The following is a 24,135-nucleotide window of genomic DNA, read 5'->3' as shown; positions in this document are numbered from 1 at the left end:
TTATCTCCCCTTAAAGTTCGGTTGACGTTTTTCAACGAATGCTTGCATACCTTCTTTTTGATCTTCTGAAGAGAATAATAGATAGAAGTTTTTCCGTTCAAATTGCATACCTTCATAAAGTGAGTAGTCAACAGCTTTGTTGACGGACTCTTTAATGAGGCGGACAGCGAGTGCTGGTTTTTTCGTGAGCATTATCGCTACTTTCTGTGTTTCTTCCATTAATATTTCTGGTTGTACAATTTTGTTGATAATGCCATGTGTGAGTGCTTCTTCGGCCGTAATGCGGGCGGCACTCCAAATCCACTCCAATGCTTTTGTACGTCCTACTAATTTTGTTAGACGTTGTGTACCACCTGCACCAGGCATAACACCGAGGTTAATTTCTGGGAAACTAAATTCAGTGCCTTCCGCTGCAATTAATAAATCACAACAAAGTGCTAATTCAAAGCCACCACCGAACACGAACCCCTTGACACTACCGATAATAGGTTTTTTAACTTGCGCGATACGATCCCAGTCAGCGAATTGATTTAGTAACTCTAAATGAACAGTATTGTCTGTAGCCATTTCGTCGATATCTGCACCCGATGAAAAAGCTTTTCCATGCCCTGCTACGACAATCACTTGTACGTAGTTGTCATGGTCAAATTGTTCCATCGCATACATAATTTCGCGTATCATTGCACGATTTAATGAATTGTATTGGCGAGGACGGTTCAAATAGATATACCCAACCCCGTTTTCAATCGTTACTTCAATAAATGTGAATGCTGTCATTACGCATCTTCACCGATAATAAGTGTGACAATGTCGCTCGCAAAGCTCATTAAATCTTTTCCTGATGCTTTGCCCTCTGGGGAACGTAGTCCATTTTTTAAATCTTCTGCGCTATCATATGTCATTTCGCACATTAAATAATAAGGTGAATCTGTGCCCATCGGTGTTGAACTGAACTTTGTGATTTTCATTTCACGTAAGCCTGGAATTTTTGCTGTAATTGGTGTGTGTACGTTTTCATAGTGCTCGTCAAATGCTGCCTTATCTGCAGGGTGTTTATATAATGCGACTAATTTAGCCATAGTTGAATACGCTCCTTTGTCTACATTGAAGTAGAAATTAATTTCATTGCCTCAAACGGGTTTTTACAGCTCTTGCAATATAAAATACTGCGGCATGCTGTGGGACCAAATATATTTTCAAGCGTGACATACGTAGAACCACAGTATGGGCAATCGACATGCCAAGAACCGTCTTCATTTAAAAACCGAGGTGGAGGGGCTATGCCGAATTGCTTTAAGCCCTCTCGACCTTTTGCTGTTACACGATCGGAAGTCCAAGTAGGATTATTAATAAAAACGACAGCTACTTCACGAACGTTTTCTAATTGAGAAATCGCTTTTTCGATATTTTGTTGAATGATTGTCAGTGCAGGACAACCTGAAAATGTTGGTAGCACTTCAATACGAATATGACCATCATTAATTTGAACACGCTCAATCATGCCAAGATCAATTATGCTTACCGTATCGATTTCAGGATCTTTTACTGTATCAAGTACTTTATAAATGTGTGTCTCGTGCAATTCAATAGTCGGCATAGTCACCCTCCTTTGTAAATTGACATTACCAACTTGCTGCTAAATCAGAACGATAAACCTCTGACATTGTCTCAATCGCTGATGTTAAATCATCTGTATGCTGACCGTTACGACCATTGATTGTAGGTGTTGGTAATACAGGTACGGCAATTTTTATTGATTCAAATATTGGTTTAATAATCGCTGACCAGCGTTCTTTTAAGGCTTCTTCAGATTCGATTAAATCAAATGTTGCTAGGCGAGGTGCTACATCCCCGTATGAGAATAAATCGCCTGCATCTTTGATGACTTCTTCTAATGCTGCAATCATACGTGAACGTGATTCTTCTGTTGCTGTAAATAATTGAGTAAACCAAGCTGTCCAGTGCATTTGGTGGTAGTATAGTTCGGCACTAATCTTTGTAACGATTTCTTGGATCGGACTATAGCTGCTTGCTTTTAAGGCTTCAATTTTTGCTTTTTTTGCAGTTGAATAGATATAATTACGTGCAACCGCATAGCCCCAATCATAATTAGGTGCTTCTTTGTAGTAGCCTTCACCATTTGGACGTTCAACAAGTAGACTATTGCTACGTTCTTCTTTTGGTCGAAGCTGTGCTAAAGAATCTGAATTGCCTTCACCAAGTTCTTCTAACAATGTGTAGTATAGTTTTGCGTGCCCCATTGTATCTTGTGTAATAGATGAGAAAGCCACATCTTCTTCAATATGAGGTGCTAACCCAAGCCATTCTGAGCCGCGATAAGAGAATAAATAATCATCATCTGCTAATTGATATAGCAACGTAGTTACTGATTTTTTAAATTCAGGAGTTACTTCTTTGCTCATCTTTTTTACCTCCTCCAGCCCAAGATAGGATTTCTTTTTCATCTAGCATGCCTTGCTCATAGTGCCGCCATTTTTTCTTTAAATATCCATAGCCTTTTGTTGTACGATAGTCTTTATTATCTAAGCGTTGCAATGCTTGTTTGCTTTCTTGTGTTAAGCCATGTACATGTTTACGATTTACTACCCAAATGTCTACGACAGGTTCACGACGCATAAAGTTTTCCTGAGCCATCACTAGGGCTATTTCTCCGTTTGGAGCTAGGAGACTGAATTGATGTTGAAAATGGGATGTTGGTGTTCGTTTACTAAATACTTCAAATTCTTGATAGAAAGATTCTTTTTCCACGATAGTACCTCCTTCTAAGAGTTAATTTGCTAGTGCAGTTAATGCTTCACGTACCCAAGCGTTATTTTCGTACGATGAGCGACGAAGTGTTAAACGTTCCTGTGAACATGGGCCTTCATTGCGTTGAATTTTCTTGAAATATTCCCAGTTAGGTTGTTCGTAAATCCATTTTTGTTGTGCCTCATCAAAGTGTAAAGTTGGATCTGGAACTGTTAAACCTAACGATTGAATACGCGGAATGTACTTTGTTAAGAAACTTTGACGTAATTCTTCGTTTGATAACACGCGAATTTTGTATTTAATTGTTACATCCTGTTTGCTTGAGCCTGTTGTATCCTTTGTTTCTGGACCAAAGAAGAATAACAATGATTCCCACCAGCGATTTAATGCATCTTGCACTAGTTCACGTTGTTCAGGTGTTCCTTCTGCTAACGCCATTATGATGGCTTCACCATGCTGTGCGTGGAACACTTCTTCTGCACAAATTCGTTGTAAAGCACGTGCATATGGTCCGTAAGAAGCACCTAACATATTTGTTTGTGAGATGATAGCTGAACCATCTACAAGCCATCCGATTAATCCTGCATCACCCCAGGATTTTGTTTCCATATGGAATACATTATGAAATTTAAGACGGCCCTCGAATAAATCAATCATCAAATCGCCACGGTTTTTCCCATATGGTTTTAGTAAGTCTTCTGCTACGCGCAATAATAATTGGCCATGACCCATTTCATCTTGTACTTTTGCCATAATACCTAGCTTTCGATATAAAGTAGGGGCTTTAGGAACCCACTCTTTTTCAGGAAGAGCACCCATGATTTCACTGATACCATGCATAGAAATCAACTTGATTAACGCTAATCGGTATTCTTCTGGCATCCAATCATCTACTTCGATTTTGTCTCCTGCAGCAATACGTGCCTCAAACTGCTCTTGTAATTTTTGTTCAGATAATTGTGTTGCTACACTCATCGTAAAAGCCTCCTTATAACTAATTTTAATTACCCGTTCTTATTTCGTTATATTAAAAACCAAAAAAAATTATTCGTCTAGCAGTCTTTCAGAGTTACTTGCTACTTTAATGGATTCTGTAGGGCAACCTTCCATTGCATCCTCTAAATCATCATATAAATCTTCAGGTACTTCTTGACAGCCTTCGTTATCATCTAAAATAACATATGCAATACCCTCATCATTATAATCAAAGATTTCCGGAGCTGATGCACCGCAAGCGCCACATGCAATGCATGTAGTCTGATCTACTCTTGTGAATTTAGCCATACTTATTTGTTCCTTTCAAAAACCTTCTGCATCAGGTAAACTGTTTCTTCTTTTCTTCCATTAAACTCGTACTATGCAACGGCTGTACTTTAGATGTTGGGTCAATATAAACTTTCGCATTACTAATAGCTGTTGGTGCTTCCCCGAAACCACTGACAATTAACTTTACTTTTCCATCATACGTACAAATATCACCAGCAGCGTAAATGCCAGGGATGTTCGTTTCCATGCGAGAATTGACTACAATGGAGTTTTTGCTAATTTCTAAGCCCCAGTCTTTAACTGCACCTAATGATGAGACAAAGCCAAAGTTTACGATCACATCATCTACCCCATAGATTGGTTCTATTGTTTCATCTTTCGCATGTTTTAATTTGACATGAGTAATGATTTTTTCCCCAATTAGCTCTTCAGGGACATAAGGTGTAATCACTTCGACAGAAGATTTCATCAAATTTTCTATACTATGTTCATGTGCACGGAATTTGTCGCGTCTGTGTACGATTGTTACTTTTTTAGCGATTGGCTCTAGCATCATAGCCCAATCCACTGCAGAATCTCCACCTCCGAATACCATGACGTTACGATCTTTGAAAGCATTAAGATCATTGATGAAGTAATGTAAATTATGTTCTGCATACTTCTCTTCCCCGTCGAACTCAAGTGTACGAACTTTGAAAGCACCATTTCCTGCAGTGATAAGAATTGTACGAGAGTAATGAATTCCACTTGTCGTAACAAGTGTGAAAATACCATCTTCATCTTTTTCAATGGTTAGTACAGATTCTTTTGTACAGACATCAACTGGAAATGTATTCATTTGCTCTTTTAGGTTGTAGATAAGATCTTGAGCACGTATTTTAGGGAAACCAGCAATATCATAAATATATTTCTCTGGATAAAGCGCTGCTAGCTGGCCCCCCAATTGGGGGAGACTTTCAATAATTTTTACGCTCATGCCACGCATACCGCCATAAAAGGCGGCAAACATGCCAATAGGTCCTCCACCAATAATCGTCACATCTTTTATTTGTTCTTTTTCAATCATTGAATAACCTCCCGCCTCTCATTTCTCCGATCAATAACACGAATTGCCTTTCCTTCTGATCGAGGAATAGAACCGATGTTTTCAATCACAAGACTAACAGAAACTAAACACGCATTTTTTAAATCATGTTTGACTTTTCTTGATAACATTTGAATCAGCGGATGGTTTAAGTTTCCACCAATTTCTTTATATAATTTTGGTGTCAACTCCACATGTAGCTCTAGCTCATCCATATTCCCTTTCTTCAATATATGAATTTGATAGTGTGGGGCTAAACCTTCAACTTGTAGCAATTCACGCTCAATTTCTGACGGGAAAACATTCACTCCTCTAATAATCAACATGTCATCCGTTCGTCCTTTAACACGAGCCATGCGTATTGTTGTACGTCCACATTTACACTTTTCATGTGTAATTGAAGTAATATCACCAGTTCGATAGCGAATAATTGGTAGCGCTTCCTTTGTTAAGGTTGTAATAACCAGTTCACCATCTTTGCCAGCCTCTACAGGTTCTAATGTCTCAGGATCGATAATTTCCACAAAGAAGTGATCCTCTGCGATATGTAAGCCATTTTGACCTTCATAACATTCTATTGATACACCAGGCCCCATAACTTCACTTAAACCATAAATATCTAAAGCACGAATTTTTAATTTGTTCTCTATAGCACGGCGCATTTCCTCTGACCAAGGTTCTGCACCAAATATCCCGTACTCAATGCCATTTGTTTCTGGATCAATCCCCATTTCTTCCATCTTCTCAGCGATGGTCAAAATATAGGATGGTGTACCTGCAATGCCACGTGGTTTGAAGTCTTCAAGTAATGTAATTTGTCGTTCTGTATTGCCTCCTGAAATCGGTACAACTGCTGCGCCTAATGCTTCAGCCCCGTAGTGTAAACCAATTCCACCTGTAAATAGGCCGTATCCGTAAGCATTATGGAAAATATCTGATTTGCGTCCCCCTGCGGCAACAATAGCACGAGCTAAAAGTCCCGACCACATATCGATATCATTTTTTGTATAGCCGACAATTGTTGGTTTTCCACTAGTACCTGAGGAGCCGTGAATACGGACTACCTCATCCATAGGAACTGAGAAAAGTCCAAATGGATATTGTTCACGCAAATTTACTTTTTTTGTGAATGGTAATTTTCGGATATCCGCTAAACTTTGAATATCAGCAGGCGTTACTCCTAGCAGATCGAATTGTTCCTTGTAAAAAGATGTATTATTGTATACTCGTTCGACTGTTTTTTTTAAACGTGTCAGTTGAATCTTTTCCATTTCTCCCCTTGATGCTGTTTCAATTTCTGGATGATACATTCCCTAATCCCCCTTTTAGCTTTTACAGTTCATTACAATACAAAACTTTATATAACATTTTAATAACGACAGTATTTATACTGTAATCTATTTATAAGATAAACAAATTAATCTGAATTGTCAATATATTTTGTTTTATCTCTTTAAAGTTACTTATTTCTAATTTTCAAGCTATTTTCTTTTAGTTATGTTAATTATATTTCCAATAGTCCGTATAACAGTAATAGCATTCCTAAATAATTTTTACCGAAAATACATGCGGAAAATCAATATAATTCTACATAGCACACATATTACCTAATTCCTTATTTACTTTTTAAATAACCAATGTTAAATTGATTTTATATTTCACTTTTATTACAGTCGTTATTATTATGTATTAATATGTGCAATACAATCGTTGGGTACATTCTATTCAAATAAGGAATATATTTACAATTAAAAGGAGGGAATTTGTATTGACGTTATCTGAAACACAACAACACGAACAATATTACGACGACATTTTTGACGCTTTAAAAAACGAACCTTACGCTAATTATTTAGGGATGGAATTAATAGAATTGAAAGCAGGATTTGCGAAAGTGACACTTTCACCAGCTACTCATATGCTGAACACACATGGTACTGTACACGGGGGCATTATTTTTTCACTAGCTGATTATGCCTTTGCAGTGGCAAGTAATTCTTATGGAACAACTGCTGTTGGTGTGACAAATACGATTAACTACATGAGCGCGAGTTTTGCTGATCATAAACTAACAGCTATCGCTCAAGAAGTGAAAAAGACGCGCCGTTTAGCTTGGTATCGCATCGATGTATTAAGTAACGATGAATTATGCGCAACAATGGAAGCGATGGTTTATCGTAAAAATGAAAGTTTTATTGGATAAGAGTAATCAATTTCGCCTTGGCGTAATTGCGTCCGGATTTTGAATTGTGCCCGCACAATTCATTCCTTTGAAAATCCGTGACATCCGCCGGAGGCTGTATCTCCATTCAGTAGGTGTTTGGACAACTACTGAAAAGGAACCAAAACCGCATTCATCTCTCCACCTGTAGAGATGGGAGTCTTCTGCTGAATGAAGATAAAGTAATCAAAAGTGAAATGGCAATGCTGATGTGATTGAAGGAGCAATCTATCAAATATCCACCGGTTGCTTGTTATAGTAGATGTGTATGAAACCTTTTTGAGTGATGAATAGGTTTCATACACATCTTTTATTACGCTTAAATCCATCTCTAGTTTAGTGACAAGGAGGGATCTTGAAGTTGTTTTCTTATCCCTTTACTTTTGCTAGCGCAGTTGGTTTTTTCTGCGGTATACCAAAGTACGCCTCTTGTACTTTTGAATCATTTAATAACTCTTGGGCTGTACCTGAAATTGTCATTTGACCATGCGCTAATACACAGGCACGGTCAGCTACCTTTAAGGCCGCTTTTACGTTCTGTTCTACCAAAATAATCGTTGCACCTCGTTCATCACACAGTTTACGTAAAATATTCATGATATCTTTCACAATTAAAGGCGCGAGTCCTAATGAGGGCTCATCTAGCATTAATACTTTAGGATTGGCCATCAAACCTCTTCCAATAGCTACCATTTGTTGTTCCCCTCCTGAAAGTAAGCCACCAGGACGATTGAGCATTTGCTTTAAGCGTGGAAATAATTCTACGATTTCCTCGTAGTCACGATGAATCGTTTTCTTATCTTTCTTATAACGATGATAAGAACCAAGCATAAGATTGTCTTTTACAGATAACGAAGAAAAAATTTGTCTTCGTTCAGGTACTAAACAGATTCCTTTGGCAACTGTCCTTTGTACACCATCTCTAGTAATATCAAACCCCTTGTATTCGATTTTCCCCTCAGTTGGCGTATATACACCAGCTAGAGTACCAAGTAGCGTACTTTTCCCTGCACCATTTGATCCGACAATTGACAGTAATTCTCCTTCTAATAGCTCAAAATTTATACCTTCAAGGACGTGTAAATACCCATGGTGGGTATGTAGATTTTCGACTTTAAGCATACTCCACACCTTCTTCCTCATCATCGCCCAAGTATGCTGCCAGGACTTGTGGATTTTGATAAATCTCTTCAGGAGTGCCTTCTCCGATTTTGACACCATTATCCAAAACTACTAAACGATCTGAAATGGACATAACCGTTTCCATGTCGTGTTCAACAAATAAAAATGTCATACCATCCGCCCGCATTTTCAAAATTACGTCGACTAATTGTCTAGATTCTTCAGCGTTCAGACCTGCCATTGGCTCATCTAATAAAATTAGTTGTGGTTTTGAAATTGCTGCACGCGCAATTTCAAGCAGCCGCTGATTACCATAAGGCAATTTATCTGACATTTCATAGGCGAATTCGGCAATTCCTACGTCCTTTAAACATTGCAATGCCCTTTCCATTGTTTGAACTTCTTCATTGACGACAGCCGGTAATCGTAAACCTGCTGTTAAAATGTTTGTTTTCATCGTAATATGTGCCCCAGTCATCACATTTTCGATGACGGTCATATTATCAAAGACTTCTAAGTTTTGAAATGTTCTTGTCACACCAGCTTGTGCAATTTGATATGGCTTTTTACGTGTTAATCGCTTACCTTGGAAGTACACATTTCCAGATGAACTGGGCAATACTCCAGTAATCATATTGAAAAGTGTTGTTTTACCAGCTCCATTAGGACCTATAACAGCGAAAATTTCACCTTTTTTAATTGTGAAGGATACATTGTCTACAGCAACAACACCGCCAAAAATCTTTGTTAAGTTTTCTACGCTTAATATAAGTTCTTTGTTAGTCATTAGTTTTCCCTCCTGTTGCTTGGGTATTGATAGTTAAAGTCATGTGAGTAGTGTTACCCTTCTTTTTAAATTTGGAGAAAATTTTCTCGAATTGTGGTACTAAACCATTCGGCATATAAATTAATGTTAAAACAAGTAATAAACCGAAGAATACGATTTCAAATTCTCCCCCAACATTCGGTAAAATCAATGGTACATAGTGCTTTAATATTTCTCCTAGTAAAACATACGTTGCAGAGCCAATAATGGCACCCCAAATATTACTTAGTCCCCCGATAATGACCATTATTAAAAAATAAATCGACGTATTTGCTGTAAACAAATCTGGATTAATAAATGATACATAATGGGCTAATAAGGAGCCAGAGATAGATGTGAAAATAGCACTCGTCATGAAGATTTGTAGTTTATATTTCATTAAATTAACACCAACTGCATCTGCTGCAATTTCACTTCCCTCAATGGAACGTAAACCACGGCCAATACGTGAGTGAATAATGTTACGTGCAATAAACAGTGCAACAAAAACAAATACCCAAATAAGATAGAAGTAACTACGATCTGTGACGAATTCAAAGCCAAATAAGCTAATAGACGGAATACCAAAAAAGCCGTTTGAGCCTCCAGTAATCTGTGTTAACTCCTTGAATGCGGTATAGACAATAATACCAAACCCTAATGTTGCTAATGCTAAATAATAGCCCTTCAATTTAAATGTTGGAATACCAATTAGTAAAGCAACAAGCGCAGAAATTAGTGCACCTACAATAATTGCTAACCAAGGAGATAAACCATGTGTACCTGTCATAAAAGCGGATGTGTAGGCACCGATTCCATAAAAGGCTGCGTGACCTAAAGAAATTTGTCCTGCGTATCCCGTTAGCATTGTTAACCCGATACATACTAATGCATAAAATCCAATCATTGTAAAAATGGCAAGTGTATAAGTAGATCCCACAAGCGGGATACAAAATAGCAGTGCAAAGAAAATACAAGGTCCAACCAAGCTGTTATTATAAATTAGTTTTAAATTTTTTTTTGTCATAGCTTTTGTACCCCTTATACGCGTTTTCCTGAAGCTTTAGCAAATAGACCTTCAGGTTTTACAAATAAAATTAACAGCAATAAAGAGAAACTCACTACATCTTTTAAACCCGAAGACCACAATCCTTCTGTAAATGCTTCAATAATTCCGATTAAAAAGGCACCTGCAATTGCAGCTGGGGCATTTGTCAATCCACCTACAACCGCTGCTACAAATGCTTTTATGCCAAGCATCATTCCCATATCATAGGATGCACCGGATATTGGAGCGATTACTGTACCCGCTAAGGCTCCTACTGCAGCACTTACAACAACCGCAAGTAATGACATTTTATTTGGGTTTATTCCCATTAAACGAGCAGCAAAAGGATTGACCACACAAGCTGTTAATGATTTTCCTGTAAATGTGTAGTTAAAAAAGTACATCATGACGATTAAAATTATGATAGAAAGACCAATTGCCCAGAGGTTTTGCGGAAGTAATACGGCATCTAAAAATTGAATTGGTGTATTATCCATAAATGGCGGTAATGTTTGGGCTTGTGTCCCCCAAATTAAAATCGCAATCCCACGGAATGCTATCGAAACCCCAATTGTAATGATAATTAGTGTTGTCATGGATGATTTACGAGCGGTATGAATGGCTGTTCGTTCAAATATTCCGCCAATAGCCGCTACAATGGCGATACTTAAAATAATGGCTAACCATAAGGGTAGATTTGCTTTTACAAGTGAAATACTGATTAAAGCACCAAACATAGCAAATTCACCCTGTGCGAAGTTAAGAATACCTGTCACGTTATAGATAATAACGAATCCCACTGCAATCAGTGCATAAATTGCTCCTATTGTTAAACCTGAAAATAATAATTGCAACATTTGAGAAAATGTTTCCATGATATCATTCACTCCATTTCATTTCGATGTAACTAAATTGATAATGAATGAACAGTGATGGGGAGACACCACTGTTCATTGAATTTGTATTATTTTTATCAGTTTTCTAAAGTCCATTTTCCGTCTACAATACGTACCATTGCAAAACTATCTGGACTTAATCCCATATGGTTTTCAGCATTGATGTTAAATGTACCTGTTAGGCCTACAAATTCCCCCAGTTCTTGCTCAATGAAATCCCGAAGAGCGGCGCTATCAGTACCTTTCGCTTCAATTGCTTTTGTTGCAATAGTGAAAGCGTCTGCTGCATATGCACCGAACGTACTTGCCGATTTATTGTATTTTGCTGTGTAAGATTCGTTGTACGTTATTAATAGTTCTTTTTGTGGATTTGAATCTTCTAAGCTATTTGCAATTAATAATTTACCTGTTGGCAAAATTACATCATTCGCTGCTTCGCCTGCGACTTCAATAAATTGATTTGTTGCAATTCCATGACTTGCAAGCACAGGTATATCTAGCGCTAATTCACGAATGTTTTTAATAACAACCGCAGATTCCTGTACAGTTCCCCAAACGATAATTGCATCTGGATTTGCTTTTTTCACACGTGTTAATAATGGTTTTGCATCTGTGACTGTTGTTTCGAATTCATCTTCAATCACTGACTCTACACCGTATTTAGGGGCATGTTTAACGAATTCGTCATGACCACCTGTACCATAAGAATTCGCAACATTTAACCATGCTACTTTAGATAAGTTATGATCTTTTAAATATTGTAAAATACGTTCTACTGCTTGTTGGTCGTCTTGTGGCATCTTAAATACCCATTTACGTGCTTTGCCATCTTCACCTACATAAATTTGTTTACTTGCGGCAACCGAGATATAAGGTACTTGATTTTGTTCTGCTAAAGGCAACATAGCTAATGAGTTACCACTAGTTGTACCGCCTATTACAAGTGATACTTTGTCTTGAGTTAATGCTTTTTTCATTGCAAGAATTGCTTCATTTTGGTCTGATTTATCATCATAAGTTACTAATTCAATTTGTTGACCGTTAATTCCGCCTTCTGCATTTTTTTGATCTACTAACATTTTAAGTGTTTGCATTTCTGGTTCCCCAAGAGCGGCTGCTCCACCAGATGCTGAAAAAATCCCTGCAATTTTTATTGAATCCGCTGTTGCTCCTGTACCAGATTCTGAGCTAGAAGATCCTGCTGATGATGAATTGTTTTTTCCTGAATCAGATGATGAACCACACGCTATCAAAAATAACGCACTCATCAATAGGAAAAGTGATAGTAAAGTCTTTTTCATAAAATACTACACCCCTTAATTATTTTTATACCTATATAAACCGCATCCCCTATTAAAAATGACGGTATGTATAGCTCCTCATGAATAAAAAACATAACGAAAATTATTTAATTACATTTTTTTTGTAATACAAAGGTTTCTTAAGATAACAACTAATTTTATTTTCCAAGAAAAAAATCACACATTCTAGATTTTAATAACTATAAAGTAGAAAAAATCTGCTTTTATTAGTCCAAAGAATAACATGTATTGTAATAAATGATAAATACTAAAAATATACACATCAAATCATTATATATACGTTTTTTATATATTCGTTTTTATTTTGTTATATTTTTAATCAAAGTAAGTCATATAATTTGACGTATAAAATCCTTGCCACCTCTAGTAAAATTGCATTTTCTCGCAAATTTAAAGGAAAGAAACATATTAAATATAAAAAACGTTATATTCTAAAAAATCTGAAAATATGTTATTATACATAATAAATATACTTATTCGACAAAATACTGCATTTTAAGTATAAAGGTGGGAAATTTTATGGATCTTAGGCAATTAAATTACTTCATAACAATTGTCGAGGAAGGACAAATTACGAAAGCTGCAAAAAAACTTCATATGGCACAGCCTCCACTTAGCCAGCAGTTAAAAATGATGGAAGAAGAATTGAATTGTAAACTACTAGATCGAAATGGTAGGACACTTGATATGACGGGTCCCGGAAAAGTGTTATATGAAAAAGGGAAAACTTTATTATCTAATTTCGAGGATACTATTTCTGAAATAAAGGAAGTAGGAGAAGGCTTAAAAGGTGTTTTATCCATAGGCGCAGATCAAACTTGTTTATCCTATATACCTGAAAAAATCAAGATTATGCTCGACCGATACCCCGATTTATGCTTTAAAATTATCGAAGGTGATACATTATTCTTAACAGAGAGCCTTTTAAGTAAAGAAATCGACGTAGCTATTTTACAGCAGCCCATTGAAGATGAAAAATTTTTTTCGTTAGGCTTAGGTGTTGAGGAATTTGTACTTGCTACACCATCGAAATGGAATTTACAGAGCCCGATTCATATGGAAGATTTAAAGAATATACCATTTCTTTCTTTTTATCGTCATCATAACTGTAATACACTTCGTATTATTTTAGATGAATTTAAAACTCATGGATTTGAACCAAATATTATTTGTGAGTGTACTAATATTGCCATGGTCTCTTCCTTAATTAGAGAAGGAGTAGGTGTGACCATTTTGCCGAAAACAAGTCTAGATAAGTTTTCTATTGATGGCATTAAAATTATTGAATTCGCTAATTGTTACATCCAGTCAAAGGCGACGATAGTTTGGCCAAAAGAACGATATTTAGCAAAATATGCACTGAATTTTTTAGAATTGTTTACTGAAAATGGCAATTAATCAAATTTACCTATATAAAAAATGTGTTTCTAGGAACGTGATCTTTGCTTGCCCCGTATAACAGACCAAAACTCCATAGAATGAACATTTTAAAAAGGTGAGCAATTGTTTTGAAATTCCATTTGGGTAATAAATCTATTTTATATCTCATACTTATATTTACTCAGACATAACGATCTCTATAAAGCACCGCATGCGTCTCCATTAAAATATATTTACAAAGAAAAGCTACCATCGAATATCTCCAACGGTAGCTTATTTTTCTATTTACTTCTTTAATTCTCTGCACTTGCCGCTTCGACCCAGATTATTTTGGGGCTATTACTTCTTTCCCGCCCATATAAGGTCTTAATACCTCAGGAATTATTACGCTTCCATCAGCTTGCTGATAGTTTTCTAGGATAGCCGCTACTGTACGACCAATAGCAAGACCTGAGCCGTTTAATGTGTGCACATACTCTGGTTTTGCATTTGCTTCACGACGGAAGCGAATATTTGCACGACGTGCTTGGAAATCCTCGAAATTAGAGCAAGAAGAGATTTCACGATACATGTTTTGTGCTGGAATCCAAACCTCTAAATCATATTTTTTTGCTGCCGTAAAGCCTAAATCTGCTGTACACATCTTTAATTTACGGTAAGGTAGGCCAAGTAATTGTAGTACCTTTTCAGCATGACCAGTTAATAGCTCTAGCTGTTCATATGATTCCTCTGGCTTTACAAAGCGTACTAATTCTACTTTGTTAAATTGATGCTGGCGAATTAAACCACGTGTATCACGTCCCGCAGAGCCTGCCTCTGAACGGAAACATGCACTATATGCAGCAAAGCCCTGTGGTAATGCTTCTACAGATAAAATTTCATCACGATAGAAATTTGTTACAGGTACCTCTGCAGTTGGAATTAGGAAATAATCTGTTTCTTCTAATTTAAATACATCTTCTTCAAACTTCGGAAGCTGACCAGTACCTGTTAAGCTATCACGATTAACAATCACAGGTGGCAGCATTTCCTCATAACCATGCTCTTCTGCATGTAAATCCATCATAAATGTCATTAATGCACGTTCTAAGCGAGCTCCAAGACCACGATAGAATAAAAATCTGCTACCTGTCACTTTTGCTCCACGCTCGAAGTCTACAATTTTTAAATCTGTTGCAATATCCCAGTGTGCTTTAATATCAAAATCAAATGTCGGTACCTCACCCCAAGTATATTCCACAACGTTGTCATCCTCTGTTGTGCCCACTGGTACAGATTCATGCGGGATGTTTGGTAAACGCATCATCATATCTTTAAAACGGTCTTCTACATCATTTAATTGGACATCTAGCTCCTTAATTTCATCGCCAACCTGACGCATACGAGCAATTACTTCATCGGCGTTTTCTTTATTACGCTTCATCACAGAAATTTGTTCAGATACTTTATTACGCTCAGCTTTAAGCTCTTCTGTTTTTGCAATTAATTCACGACGTTTAGCATCTAATTCTTCAAAATCGTCTAAGTTTCCTAAATCCTCATTACGTGTTAATAGCATTTCTTTAACTTCAGCGAAATTATCGCGCACGCGTTTAATATCTAACATCGTTCATACCTCCAATAGATTCTAAATGATGGGAAATAATAAGTCAGGTGAACACAAAAAAGCCCTCATCCCATAAAAGGGACGAGAGCTACCCGCGTTGCCACCCTAATTGACTAGACACCATGTCTAATCCACTTATTTCATAACGGCATTTCAGCCGGCGACAGCCTACTTCATTAACTTCGACTGCGCAACTCCAGGACGGATTCACAAGTGTTTTTATCAGCTTCCACCAACCGCTGACTCTCTAAAAAAAACGATCCTGCTACTACTTCCCATCATCGTGTTCAGTTATTTAAATTTTATCCATACTGTACTATACGAAACGACATTTTGCAAGTCAAACCATAGACGATACAAAATATTTGAGAATACGTGTATCTGTTGTTAATTCAGGGTGAAAAGAACAGCCTAATAAATGATCATCCTGCGCCAAAACAATTTTCCCTTCATGCTCTGCTAGAACTTCAACACCTTCACCGACTGATACAATATGAGGTGCACGTATAAAAACAGCAGGAATTGAGTCACCTATTTTAGGTATATTAAGGTCTACTTCGAAGCTATCTACCTGACGCCCATAAGAATTTCTTGCTACTACTACATTCATAACCGCTAAATGCGGCTCATAATCCACTACTTCATTTGCCAATAAAATTAAGCCTGCGCATGTTCCAAACATTGGCAATCCAGTCTTTGCAAGTGTGCGAATTGGCTCTAACAGCTCGTATCGATTCAGCAACTTTCGCATTGTAGTACTCTCCCCACCAGGTAGCACAAGTCCATCTAGTTGCTGTAAGTTATTGTGCTGTTTTACCAAAACAACCTCACAGTCTAGTGACTCTAACATTTGCATATGCTCTCGTACCGCTCCTTGCAATGCTAATACACCAATTCGTTTCATGTTACCAGCCTCGCTCCTGCATACGCTCATTTTGACCAAGCTGTGCAATATCAATGCCTTTCATTGGAACCCCTAGCTCTTTTGATATTTCGGCTAAAAGCTTATAGTCCTTATAATGTGTCGTAGCCTCTACAATTGCCTTTGCAAACTTCTCTGGGTTTTCTGATTTAAAAATACCTGAACCAACGAACACCCCGTCAGCCCCAAGCTCCATCATTAAGGCTGCATCAGCAGGCGTAGCGACACCACCAGCTGCAAAATTCACCACTGGTAAACGCCCATTTCGTTTAATTTCTCTTAATAATTCAAACGGAGCTCCAAGTAATTTCGCCTCTGTCATTAGCTCATCCTCTGTCATACCGACCACCTTACGAACTTGCGCATTCACTTTACGAATATGGCGTACAGCCTCTACAATATTCCCTGTTCCTGGTTCACCCTTTGTTCGCAGCATTGAAGCTCCCTCACCAATGCGTCGAGCAGCTTCTCCTAAATCACGGCAGCCGCAAACAAATGGTACAGTGTAATCACTTTTTAATAAATGAAACTCTTCATCTGCAGGTGTCAATACTTCACTTTCATCAATATAATCAACACCCATTGCCTCTAAGATTCTTGCTTCGACTATATGCCCTATACGTGCCTTAGCCATCACAGGTATGGAGACAGCCCCCATAACCTCCTCAACAATTCTAGGATCAGCCATACGTGCAACGCCGCCCGCCTTACGAATATCTGATGGTACCCTTTCTAATGCCATGACAGCTACAGCTCCTGCTGCTTCAGCAATTTTTGCCTGCTCTGCATTTATTACGTCCATAATGACGCCACCCTTTTGCATTTCTGCCATTCCTCTTTTTACTAGCTCTGTGCCTGTTTGTTTCATGTTTCTAACCTCCATCTTTATGATGAAGTCTAGTATAATGGAAATTGACTATATCGAAATATCCAGTTTTATTAATATCTATAAGGTCAGGAGGAAACGTAAACGTGGACATGCTATTATTTCAGCTAGAAAAAGATGGCGGAAAACCGCTCTATGATCAGCTTTATAGCGGCATTAAAGAAGCTATCATTACAAAGAAAATTACAGTAGGAGAAAAATTACCATCAAAAAGAAAATTATCTGATTTCTTGAATATTTCTCAAACAACAATTGAAATTGCATATGCACAACTACTAGCTGAGGGCTATATAATGTCTAAAGCACGCGTTGGATATTTTGTAGAGGAGATTGACGAGCTTCCCTATATTCATCAAGACACGGTAGCTACCTTAAGTGATCTGCCTAGGAAAAAAACATTCAAAATAGATTTTAATCCTGCTTCTATCGATATTCATGCATTTCCCTTTCAAACATGGCGTAAATATGCAAAAGAGCTTTTTGATGATACTTCAAAGGAATTATTATTAACTGGGGAACCTCAGGGAGAGTTATCTTTACGTACTGAGATTGCTAATTATTTATATCAATCGCGTGGAGTTGTTTGTAGCCCTGAGCAAATAGTTGTGGGTTCAGGGACGGAGCAGCTACTTCCAATGATTTTACGCCTCTTTAGTGACGACACTTACTTTGCTCTTGAAAATCCCGGTTATCCAGCTGTGCATCGTATGTTTTCTCAGCATAAACGAAAGGTCTATCCAATAACTGTCGATGAAGAAGGCATCTTAATTCATGAACTCGAAAAAACGAGCGCTGACGTTGTGTATATCACACCATCCCATCAGTTTCCAACAGGTGCAGTATTGTCAGCTACAAGACGTGCACAGGCATTAAATTGGGCTGCACAGAGCACCTCTCGCTATATAATCGAGGATGATTATGATTCTGAATTTCGTTATACTGGAAAACCAATTCCTGCACTACATGCACTTGATCGAAACGATAAAGTCATTTATATGAGTACCTTTACAAAATCATTAATGCCATCCCTGCGTGTTGCTTATTTTGTTCTCCCACCAAAATTGCTCGCGACCTATAATGAAGTATTTAATTACTACTCATCAACAGTACCTAGATTCGATCAACATATTGTTGCTAATTTCATGCGTGACGGTCATTTTGCTAAACATTTAAATCGAATGAGAAAAATTTATCGTAAAAAACATGATAAGCTTACTTCTATTTTAGAAAACTATTCTAATCAAATTAAAATTACTGGGGAGCAAGCGGGAATGCATATATTATTAGAGGTACAGCATGCACTATCTGAAAAACATTTACAACAGCTCGCCTCTAATGCAGAGATTGGTATTTATCCATTATCGGACTACCGCCTAGATCGCACTGTAACATCGCAGGCTCAATTTTTACTAGGCTTTGGAGGTATACCTGTACATGAAATTGAACAATCCATTGAGAAACTTATGGATTGTTGGGATATAAAAAAGCACCAATCACCCTCACGTTAAAATGCGGGCTGATTGGTGTTTCTTTTCAATTAGGACTCAATTAATTGAATATTATAATGTTCAAACCATGTATGAATTTGCCCTAGATATGCCAAAAGTTGAGGCCCTGCCATTAATTGCCCGTACCAAGGAACTTTAAAAGAGCTACCACCAGAATCAATTAGCTCAATCAGCTTCTGCCTTTCAAATAACTCATGAAGAATCGAATTTTTATCCTTCATTATTTCTCCTAGCCATTTTTGAACACCCATCGTATAAAGCGGGTGATAGGTTTTAGGATACGGATTCTTTTTACGATACAATACTTCTTTGGGCAATAAGTGGTCCATCGCTTTTCGAAGTAATCCCTTTTCCATTCCGCCTAAATTTTTCATTTCCCAAGGAATATTCCATGTATATTCCACAAGACGATGATCAGCAAATGGAACTCGAACCTCAAGACTTGCTCCCATACTCATACGATCTTTTCGTTCTAACAACGTTTGCATAAACCACACCATATTTAAATAAAACATTTCACGATGCCTTGCTTCCTCTATACTTTCTCCTTCGAAATATGGTACTTCTGCAATTGTTTGTCTATAAACATGCTGTGCATATGATTCAACTGCTAATTTCTTACGCCATCGATCTTGTAGCATTGTTGTTCTTTCACCAAGTGAACGAATCCAAGGGAAACCTGTTGTCGTCTCAGTAAACCATGGATATCCACCAAAGATTTCATCTGCACATTCACCTGATAATGCAACTGTAAAGTCCTTTTTAATTTCTCGGCAAAACCATAATAGTGATGAATCTACATCTGCCATTCCTGGTGAATCTCTAACAAGCACAGACTCCACTAACAGATCAATTAATTGCTGTTGCGAGATTTCCTCAGCATGATGATCTGTTTTAAATGTATTTGTCATTTGTTCAATCCAATAAGTGTCTGTCGATGTTTGAAATGCATGTGGATTAAAAAAACGCTCATTATCCTCATAATCAATAGAGTACGTATGAAGCTTATCTTTCCCCTGTTGCTGAAATCTGTTGGATGCAATGCCTGTAATAATACTAGAATCTAAACCACCTGATAATAAGGTGCAAATTGGTACATCCGAAACAAGCTGTCGTTCAATTGCATCTGTCAGTAAAAAACGAACATGATCTACTGTCTCTTCTAATGACTCATCATGACGCTCGCTCTGCAAACGCCAATATTGCCAAATTCGTATACCTTCCCTTGAGAAACGCATTGCATATCCGGGACGCAATTCGTTAATATTTTGAAAAAGCGCCTTTCCAGGTGTTCTAGAAGGCCCTACAGCCATAATATTGGCTAATCCTTCTGTATTTACGGTTGCCTTCACCATAGGATGTGCTAACAATGCTTTCACCTCAGATGCAAAAAGCAAACCACCTTGTTGCTCTGTATAATACAAAGGTTTTACCCCAAGTCGGTCTCTACATAAAAATAGTGATTGTGATTGCTCATCCCACACCCCAAAAGCAAAAATACCATTTAAAAAATCTACACATTGCTCTTTCCATTCAATATAAGCTGTTAGCAAAATTTCCGTATCTGAATGTGTAGTAAACGTATATCCTCGATTTTGAAGCTCCTTTCGTAATTCCTCTGTATTATAAAGCTCGCCATTGTATGTAATGACATAATTTGAACCTTCATGAATTTTTATCATTGGTTGCTTGCCGCCGATTAAATCGATAACGGCTAACCGACGATGGCCAAATGCTATATGCTCATTACACCAAATATTTTCATCATCGGGACCACGCTTTTTTAAAGTTTGCGTCATCAACTTGATGATTTCTTCACTTATTCTTAAATCTTTTTGGAAGGTAGCCCATCCTGTAATTCCACACATTTAGCCACATCCTTTCGCCTATTAGCGTATGCAAAAATGCACTAAAATGTGAAAAAGAACACGTAATGATTTACGTGTTCTTGAATGATTGATTATTAAAATAAGCCACTAACAAAGTCGGAGATACCACCCCATAAGTTGCCAAAGAAGTTACCTATACCCTGGAAGAATAATGAGATGCCACTAGCACGCTCCACAGCCTCTGTAGTGACAACATCAGCTGTTAGTTCCTTACCATCAATGAAACCGTAATCGGTACCCTCTGAGCGTTCAATAACTACCTTTCCGACAACAGTATCCTTTTTAACCTCTGCTTCTACACTCTTTTTATCTAATACTAGTTTTGGTTTATATAAATCTTTATCTGATGACTTCATCATAAAAGATACAGATTCTTTTACAGCAATTGCTACTTTCTTTTCTTTACCTTTCGTAACTTTTACTGTTTTTTGATCTTTAAACGTATACTTCGCTGGAATAACTTCTTGTTTTGAGAATTGTGAAAAGCCATAGTTAAATAATTTAGCTGTTTCGTCGAATCGAGCTTTCTTTGATTCCTGCCCTTTTGCATCTACAGCCTTCATAACAACAGAAATTAAACGTGTACCATTACGCTCTGCAGTACCTGTAAAGCAATGTCCAGCAAAGTTTGTTGTACCAGTTTTTAATCCATCAACACCTTGATATTGTTGCGATAATCCAGGCAACATTAAGTTCCAGTTTCTCATTTCAATTCTATCATCTGTACCTTCACGGAACGTCTTTTCTGCAATTTTAGACGTTTCTAATACAGTTGGATGATCTTTAAGTAAATGATATGCTAATTTGGCTACAGATTTAGCAGGCATCACGTTTTCATCTGATGGTCCAGTGCTAGCTGGATGCATTCCAAATAAATCTGCATTGTTAAGTCCAGTAGAATTCACGAATTTATAGTCTTTAAGACCAAGCTCTTCAGCCTTTTTATTCATCAGTTTTAAAAACTCAGCTTCAGTACCAGCAATTGTTTCTGCAATACCTACTGTAGCAGCATTTGCTGAATAAATCGCCATTGCCTCATATAATTCACGAATTGTGTAAGTTCCATCCCTACGTAATGGTACATTACTTAACGCACGGTTTTGTGACATACGATACGTATAATCAGTTACATGATATTCCTGATCCCACTTAACTGTACCTGCATCAATTGCGTCCAATAACAGGTATTCTGTCATCATTTTTGTCATACTTGCAATACCTAGTGAAGTATCTGCATTTTGTTCATATAAAATTTTTCCTGAATCTGCGTCAATTAAAATCGCAGCATCCACGTGTAGTCCTAAATCTGTTTCTGCTTTTGCCTTCACAGGAATACCTGCAAACACACTAAATAACAAAACAGGGATTAGGAGCAAGCGAATGACAGTATTCATTGTCTTTTTCACCTTTAAAACCCTCCAAAAAAAATAATCTTGTCCACGACATTTTATCACAGATAGTAACTTACGTGGGTACTTCTCTAACATAAAAAAAGCTCTCGCGCCATCTTTGTAGACGATTCGAGAGCATAAAAGTTGCTAGTAATATATTACATCGAATAATTCGGTGATTCTTTTGTGATTTGTACATCATGTGGATGCGACTCACGTAAACCTGCACCTGTCATTCGAATGAATTGAGCATTTTCTCGTAAGAACTCTAGGCTTGGTGATCCACAATAGCCCATACCTGCTCGAATACCACCGATAAGTTGATAAATTGTATCTGCTAGAGGTCCTTTATAAGGAAGTCGACCTTCAATTCCTTCTGGTACTAATTTTTTCGCATCTTCTTGGAAATAACGATCCTTAGATCCTTTTTCCATAGCTCCAATTGAACCCATACCACGGTAAACTTTGAAGCGACGTCCTTGGAAGATTTCTGTTTCACCAGGAGATTCTGAAGTACCTGCTAGAAGTGAACCAAGCATTACAACATTACCACCCGCTGCAAGAGCCTTTACGATGTCTCCAGAGTATTTAATACCTCCATCGGCAATAATTGTTCTGCCAACCTCACGAGCCACTGTAGCGCAATCGTAAACAGCTGTAATTTGAGGTACACCTACACCAGCTACAACACGAGTAGTACAAATAGAGCCTGGACCAATACCAACCTTAACTACATCCGCACCAGCTTCAAATAATGCACGTGCACCTTCACCTGTCGCTACGTTACCAGCGATAATCTCTAGCTCCGGATATGCTTCACGGATTGAACGAATTGTTTGTAATACGCCCTCAGAATGCCCATGAGCTGTATCAATTACTACGATGTCAACTTGAGCCTCTACAAGCTTCTCGATACGTACCATCGTATCTTTTGAGACACCAACTGCAGCACCTACTAATAAGCGACCATGTATGTCTTTTGCAGCGTTAGGGAATTCAATTACTTTTTCGATATCCTTAATCGTAATTAACCCTGTTAATTTACCTTCTTCATCTACAATTGGTAGCTTTTCGATCTTATATTGCTGAAGAATTTTTTCAGCATCCTCTAAAGTCGTTCCAACAGGAGCTGTAATTAAATCTTCTTTTGTCATAACATCTTCGATTTTTAATGAATAGTCAGAGATAAAACGTAAGTCTCGGTTTGTAATTATTCCTACTAATTTTTGATTTTCCATACTATCAACAATCGGTACACCAGAAATTCGGTATTTGCCCATTAAGTGCTCAGCATCGAAAACTTGGTGAGTCGGAGTTAAGAAGAATGGGTTTGTAATAACACCATTTTCAGAACGTTTTACTTTTTCTACTTGTTCAGCTTGCTCATCAATTCCCATGTTTTTATGGATAATACCGATACCACCTTGACGTGCCATAGCAATTGCCATTTTAGACTCTGTAACTGTATCCATGCCAGCACTAACCATTGGAATGTTTAATTTAATTTTTGGTGTTAGTTGAACTGATAAATCAACATCTTTCGGTAATACTTCGGAATGAGCTGGTACTAATAATACATCATCAAAAGTTAAACCTTCTTTGGCAAATTTAGTTTCCCACATTTTCGTAACGTCCTCCTATAGTTAAAAGAATATTAATTGTAAGATTAACAACGTGCCAAGCTACTGTCAAGAAACTTATAAAAGAAAGACAATTCAGATTTTTAAAGGCGGTAAATTTAGCAACAAATTTACTCTTAGCTCTTCAAATAAATGATGATGGTAAGTTCTAATCTTTAAATTCTTCTACTTCATTTAGTATTTAATTACTACCTTGTACTCTGCTATATTTAGTATTTTGAACAATTTTTTTGAAAAAGTTGATAGATTGGAAAAGATTTTTCCATTAAAAACAAAAAAACAGCCAACACACAGTTGACTGTCTTTGCCTAGCAATGTCCTACTCTCACAGGGGGAAGCCCCCAACTACCATCGGCGCTAAAGAGCTTAACTTCCGTGTT

The 24,135-nt window shown here is 37.4% G+C and carries 23 protein-coding genes, 1 rRNA gene and 1 other annotated feature; of the genes, 3 read left to right on the top strand and 21 right to left on the bottom strand.

The window, feature by feature from the left end:
• The 9 genes from AC3WOM_RS15880 to AC3WOM_RS15840 all read right to left on the bottom strand — a co-directional run bounded on the left by AC3WOM_RS15880 (window position 1) and on the right by AC3WOM_RS15840 (window position 6,429).
• Window positions 1-777: an enoyl-CoA hydratase/isomerase family protein gene (locus AC3WOM_RS15880; RefSeq protein WP_427545711.1), complete on the bottom strand. Its 777-nt coding sequence runs from the start codon at window positions 775-777 to the stop codon at window positions 1-3.
• Window positions 777-1,079 (bottom strand): EthD family reductase, encoded by a 303-nt coding sequence (locus AC3WOM_RS15875; protein WP_427545713.1) that lies wholly within the window; start codon window positions 1,077-1,079, stop codon window positions 777-779. The genes AC3WOM_RS15880 and AC3WOM_RS15875 overlap by 1 nt, the downstream gene beginning before the upstream one ends.
• 20 nt (window positions 1,080-1,099) lie before the next feature.
• Window positions 1,100-1,597 (bottom strand): 1,2-phenylacetyl-CoA epoxidase subunit PaaD, encoded by a 498-nt coding sequence (gene paaD / locus AC3WOM_RS15870; RefSeq protein ID WP_427545715.1) that lies wholly within the window; start codon window positions 1,595-1,597, stop codon window positions 1,100-1,102.
• 25 nt (window positions 1,598-1,622) lie between these two features.
• Window positions 1,623-2,423, bottom strand: coding sequence for a 1,2-phenylacetyl-CoA epoxidase subunit PaaC (gene paaC / locus AC3WOM_RS15865; RefSeq protein WP_427545716.1), 801 nt, complete (start codon window positions 2,421-2,423; stop codon window positions 1,623-1,625).
• Window positions 2,401-2,769 (bottom strand): 1,2-phenylacetyl-CoA epoxidase subunit PaaB, encoded by a 369-nt coding sequence (gene paaB, locus AC3WOM_RS15860; RefSeq protein WP_427545718.1) that lies wholly within the window; start codon window positions 2,767-2,769, stop codon window positions 2,401-2,403. The genes paaC and paaB overlap by 23 nt, the downstream gene beginning before the upstream one ends.
• Window positions 2,770-2,790: 21 nt before the next feature.
• A complete protein-coding gene (paaA, locus tag AC3WOM_RS15855) occupies window positions 2,791-3,744 on the bottom strand; it encodes a 1,2-phenylacetyl-CoA epoxidase subunit PaaA (RefSeq protein WP_492447541.1) in 954 nt (317 codons plus the stop codon).
• A 69-nt stretch (window positions 3,745-3,813) separates the two neighbouring features.
• Window positions 3,814-4,053 carry a ferredoxin gene (locus AC3WOM_RS15850; RefSeq protein ID WP_427545722.1) on the bottom strand — a complete coding sequence of 80 codons (240 nt, stop codon included), beginning with the start codon at window positions 4,051-4,053 and terminating at the stop codon, window positions 3,814-3,816.
• Between the two features lie 31 nt (window positions 4,054-4,084).
• The gene (locus tag AC3WOM_RS15845) at window positions 4,085-5,101 is read right to left on the bottom strand and encodes an NAD(P)/FAD-dependent oxidoreductase (protein ID WP_492447539.1); all 1,017 of its coding nucleotides are present in this window, start codon (window positions 5,099-5,101) and stop codon (window positions 4,085-4,087) included.
• Window positions 5,098-6,429, bottom strand: a complete 1,332-nt coding sequence (locus tag AC3WOM_RS15840; protein ID WP_427545726.1) for a phenylacetate--CoA ligase family protein — start codon at window positions 6,427-6,429, stop codon at window positions 5,098-5,100. The genes AC3WOM_RS15845 and AC3WOM_RS15840 overlap by 4 nt, the downstream gene beginning before the upstream one ends.
• A gap of 458 nt (window positions 6,430-6,887) precedes the next feature.
• Here AC3WOM_RS15840 and AC3WOM_RS15835 point away from each other — a divergent pair, with 458 nt between their 5' ends.
• On the top strand, window positions 6,888-7,322 hold the full coding sequence (locus AC3WOM_RS15835; RefSeq protein WP_427545728.1) for a hotdog fold thioesterase: 435 nt from the start codon (window positions 6,888-6,890) through the stop codon (window positions 7,320-7,322).
• A 387-nt stretch (window positions 7,323-7,709) separates the two neighbouring features.
• Here AC3WOM_RS15835 and AC3WOM_RS15830 read toward each other — a convergent pair whose 3' ends face one another.
• The 5 genes from AC3WOM_RS15830 to AC3WOM_RS15810 all read right to left on the bottom strand — a co-directional run bounded on the left by AC3WOM_RS15830 (window position 7,710) and on the right by AC3WOM_RS15810 (window position 12,512).
• Window positions 7,710-8,462: an ABC transporter ATP-binding protein gene (locus tag AC3WOM_RS15830; RefSeq protein WP_427545730.1), complete on the bottom strand. Its 753-nt coding sequence runs from the start codon at window positions 8,460-8,462 to the stop codon at window positions 7,710-7,712.
• Complete coding sequence (locus tag AC3WOM_RS15825; protein WP_492447538.1) at window positions 8,455-9,249, bottom strand: ABC transporter ATP-binding protein; 795 nt, start codon at window positions 9,247-9,249, stop codon at window positions 8,455-8,457. The genes AC3WOM_RS15830 and AC3WOM_RS15825 overlap by 8 nt, the downstream gene beginning before the upstream one ends.
• On the bottom strand, window positions 9,242-10,294 hold the full coding sequence (locus AC3WOM_RS15820; protein ID WP_427545734.1) for a branched-chain amino acid ABC transporter permease: 1,053 nt from the start codon (window positions 10,292-10,294) through the stop codon (window positions 9,242-9,244). Before AC3WOM_RS15820 ends, AC3WOM_RS15825 begins: the two co-directional genes overlap by 8 nt.
• A gap of 14 nt (window positions 10,295-10,308) precedes the next feature.
• Window positions 10,309-11,190, bottom strand: a complete 882-nt coding sequence (locus AC3WOM_RS15815; protein ID WP_427545736.1) for a branched-chain amino acid ABC transporter permease — start codon at window positions 11,188-11,190, stop codon at window positions 10,309-10,311.
• 98 nt (window positions 11,191-11,288) lie between these two features.
• On the bottom strand, window positions 11,289-12,512 hold the full coding sequence (locus tag AC3WOM_RS15810; protein ID WP_492447537.1) for an ABC transporter substrate-binding protein: 1,224 nt from the start codon (window positions 12,510-12,512) through the stop codon (window positions 11,289-11,291).
• Window positions 12,513-13,052: 540 nt separating this feature from the next.
• On the opposite strand from AC3WOM_RS15810, the gene AC3WOM_RS15805 reads away from it, so the two are divergent.
• Window positions 13,053-13,931 (top strand): LysR family transcriptional regulator, encoded by an 879-nt coding sequence (locus AC3WOM_RS15805; RefSeq protein ID WP_492447536.1) that lies wholly within the window; start codon window positions 13,053-13,055, stop codon window positions 13,929-13,931.
• 307 nt (window positions 13,932-14,238) lie between these two features.
• Here the strand turns inward: AC3WOM_RS15805 and serS are convergent, their stop codons facing one another.
• From serS to pdxS, 3 genes are all read right to left on the bottom strand, one after another.
• Window positions 14,239-15,519 (bottom strand): serine--tRNA ligase, encoded by a 1,281-nt coding sequence (gene serS, locus AC3WOM_RS15800; RefSeq protein ID WP_492447534.1) that lies wholly within the window; start codon window positions 15,517-15,519, stop codon window positions 14,239-14,241.
• Window positions 15,520-15,593: 74 nt separating this feature from the next.
• Window positions 15,594-15,810, bottom strand: a binding site (T-box leader).
• Window positions 15,811-15,859: 49 nt separating this feature from the next.
• Window positions 15,860-16,423, bottom strand: coding sequence for a pyridoxal 5'-phosphate synthase glutaminase subunit PdxT (gene pdxT, locus AC3WOM_RS15795; RefSeq protein ID WP_427545744.1), 564 nt, complete (start codon window positions 16,421-16,423; stop codon window positions 15,860-15,862).
• A 1-nt stretch (window position 16,424) separates the two neighbouring features.
• Window positions 16,425-17,309 carry a pyridoxal 5'-phosphate synthase lyase subunit PdxS gene (gene pdxS, locus AC3WOM_RS15790; protein WP_427545746.1) on the bottom strand — a complete coding sequence of 295 codons (885 nt, stop codon included), beginning with the start codon at window positions 17,307-17,309 and terminating at the stop codon, window positions 16,425-16,427.
• Window positions 17,310-17,413: 104 nt separating this feature from the next.
• Here pdxS and pdxR point away from each other — a divergent pair, with 104 nt between their 5' ends.
• Entirely contained in the window at window positions 17,414-18,835 is a 1,422-nt protein-coding gene (gene pdxR / locus AC3WOM_RS15785; protein ID WP_492447533.1) for a MocR-like pyridoxine biosynthesis transcription factor PdxR, read from the top strand.
• A gap of 29 nt (window positions 18,836-18,864) precedes the next feature.
• Here the strand turns inward: pdxR and asnB are convergent, their stop codons facing one another.
• From asnB to rrf, 4 genes are all read right to left on the bottom strand, one after another.
• On the bottom strand, window positions 18,865-20,703 hold the full coding sequence (asnB, locus tag AC3WOM_RS15780) for an asparagine synthase (glutamine-hydrolyzing) (protein ID WP_492447532.1): 1,839 nt from the start codon (window positions 20,701-20,703) through the stop codon (window positions 18,865-18,867).
• A 95-nt stretch (window positions 20,704-20,798) separates the two neighbouring features.
• The gene (locus AC3WOM_RS15775; protein ID WP_492447531.1) at window positions 20,799-22,130 is read right to left on the bottom strand and encodes a D-alanyl-D-alanine carboxypeptidase family protein; all 1,332 of its coding nucleotides are present in this window, start codon (window positions 22,128-22,130) and stop codon (window positions 20,799-20,801) included.
• Window positions 22,131-22,273: 143 nt separating this feature from the next.
• Entirely contained in the window at window positions 22,274-23,737 is a 1,464-nt protein-coding gene (gene guaB / locus AC3WOM_RS15770) for an IMP dehydrogenase (RefSeq protein ID WP_427545754.1), read from the bottom strand.
• 324 nt (window positions 23,738-24,061) lie between these two features.
• Window positions 24,062-24,135 (bottom strand): 5S ribosomal RNA (gene rrf / locus AC3WOM_RS15765); the annotation flags it as partial.

The organism is Lysinibacillus sp. FW301-JW8 (assembly GCF_058788755.1).
The sequence above is the reverse complement of the archived record's forward strand: the minus strand, read 5'-3'. Positions and strand labels throughout refer to the sequence as shown.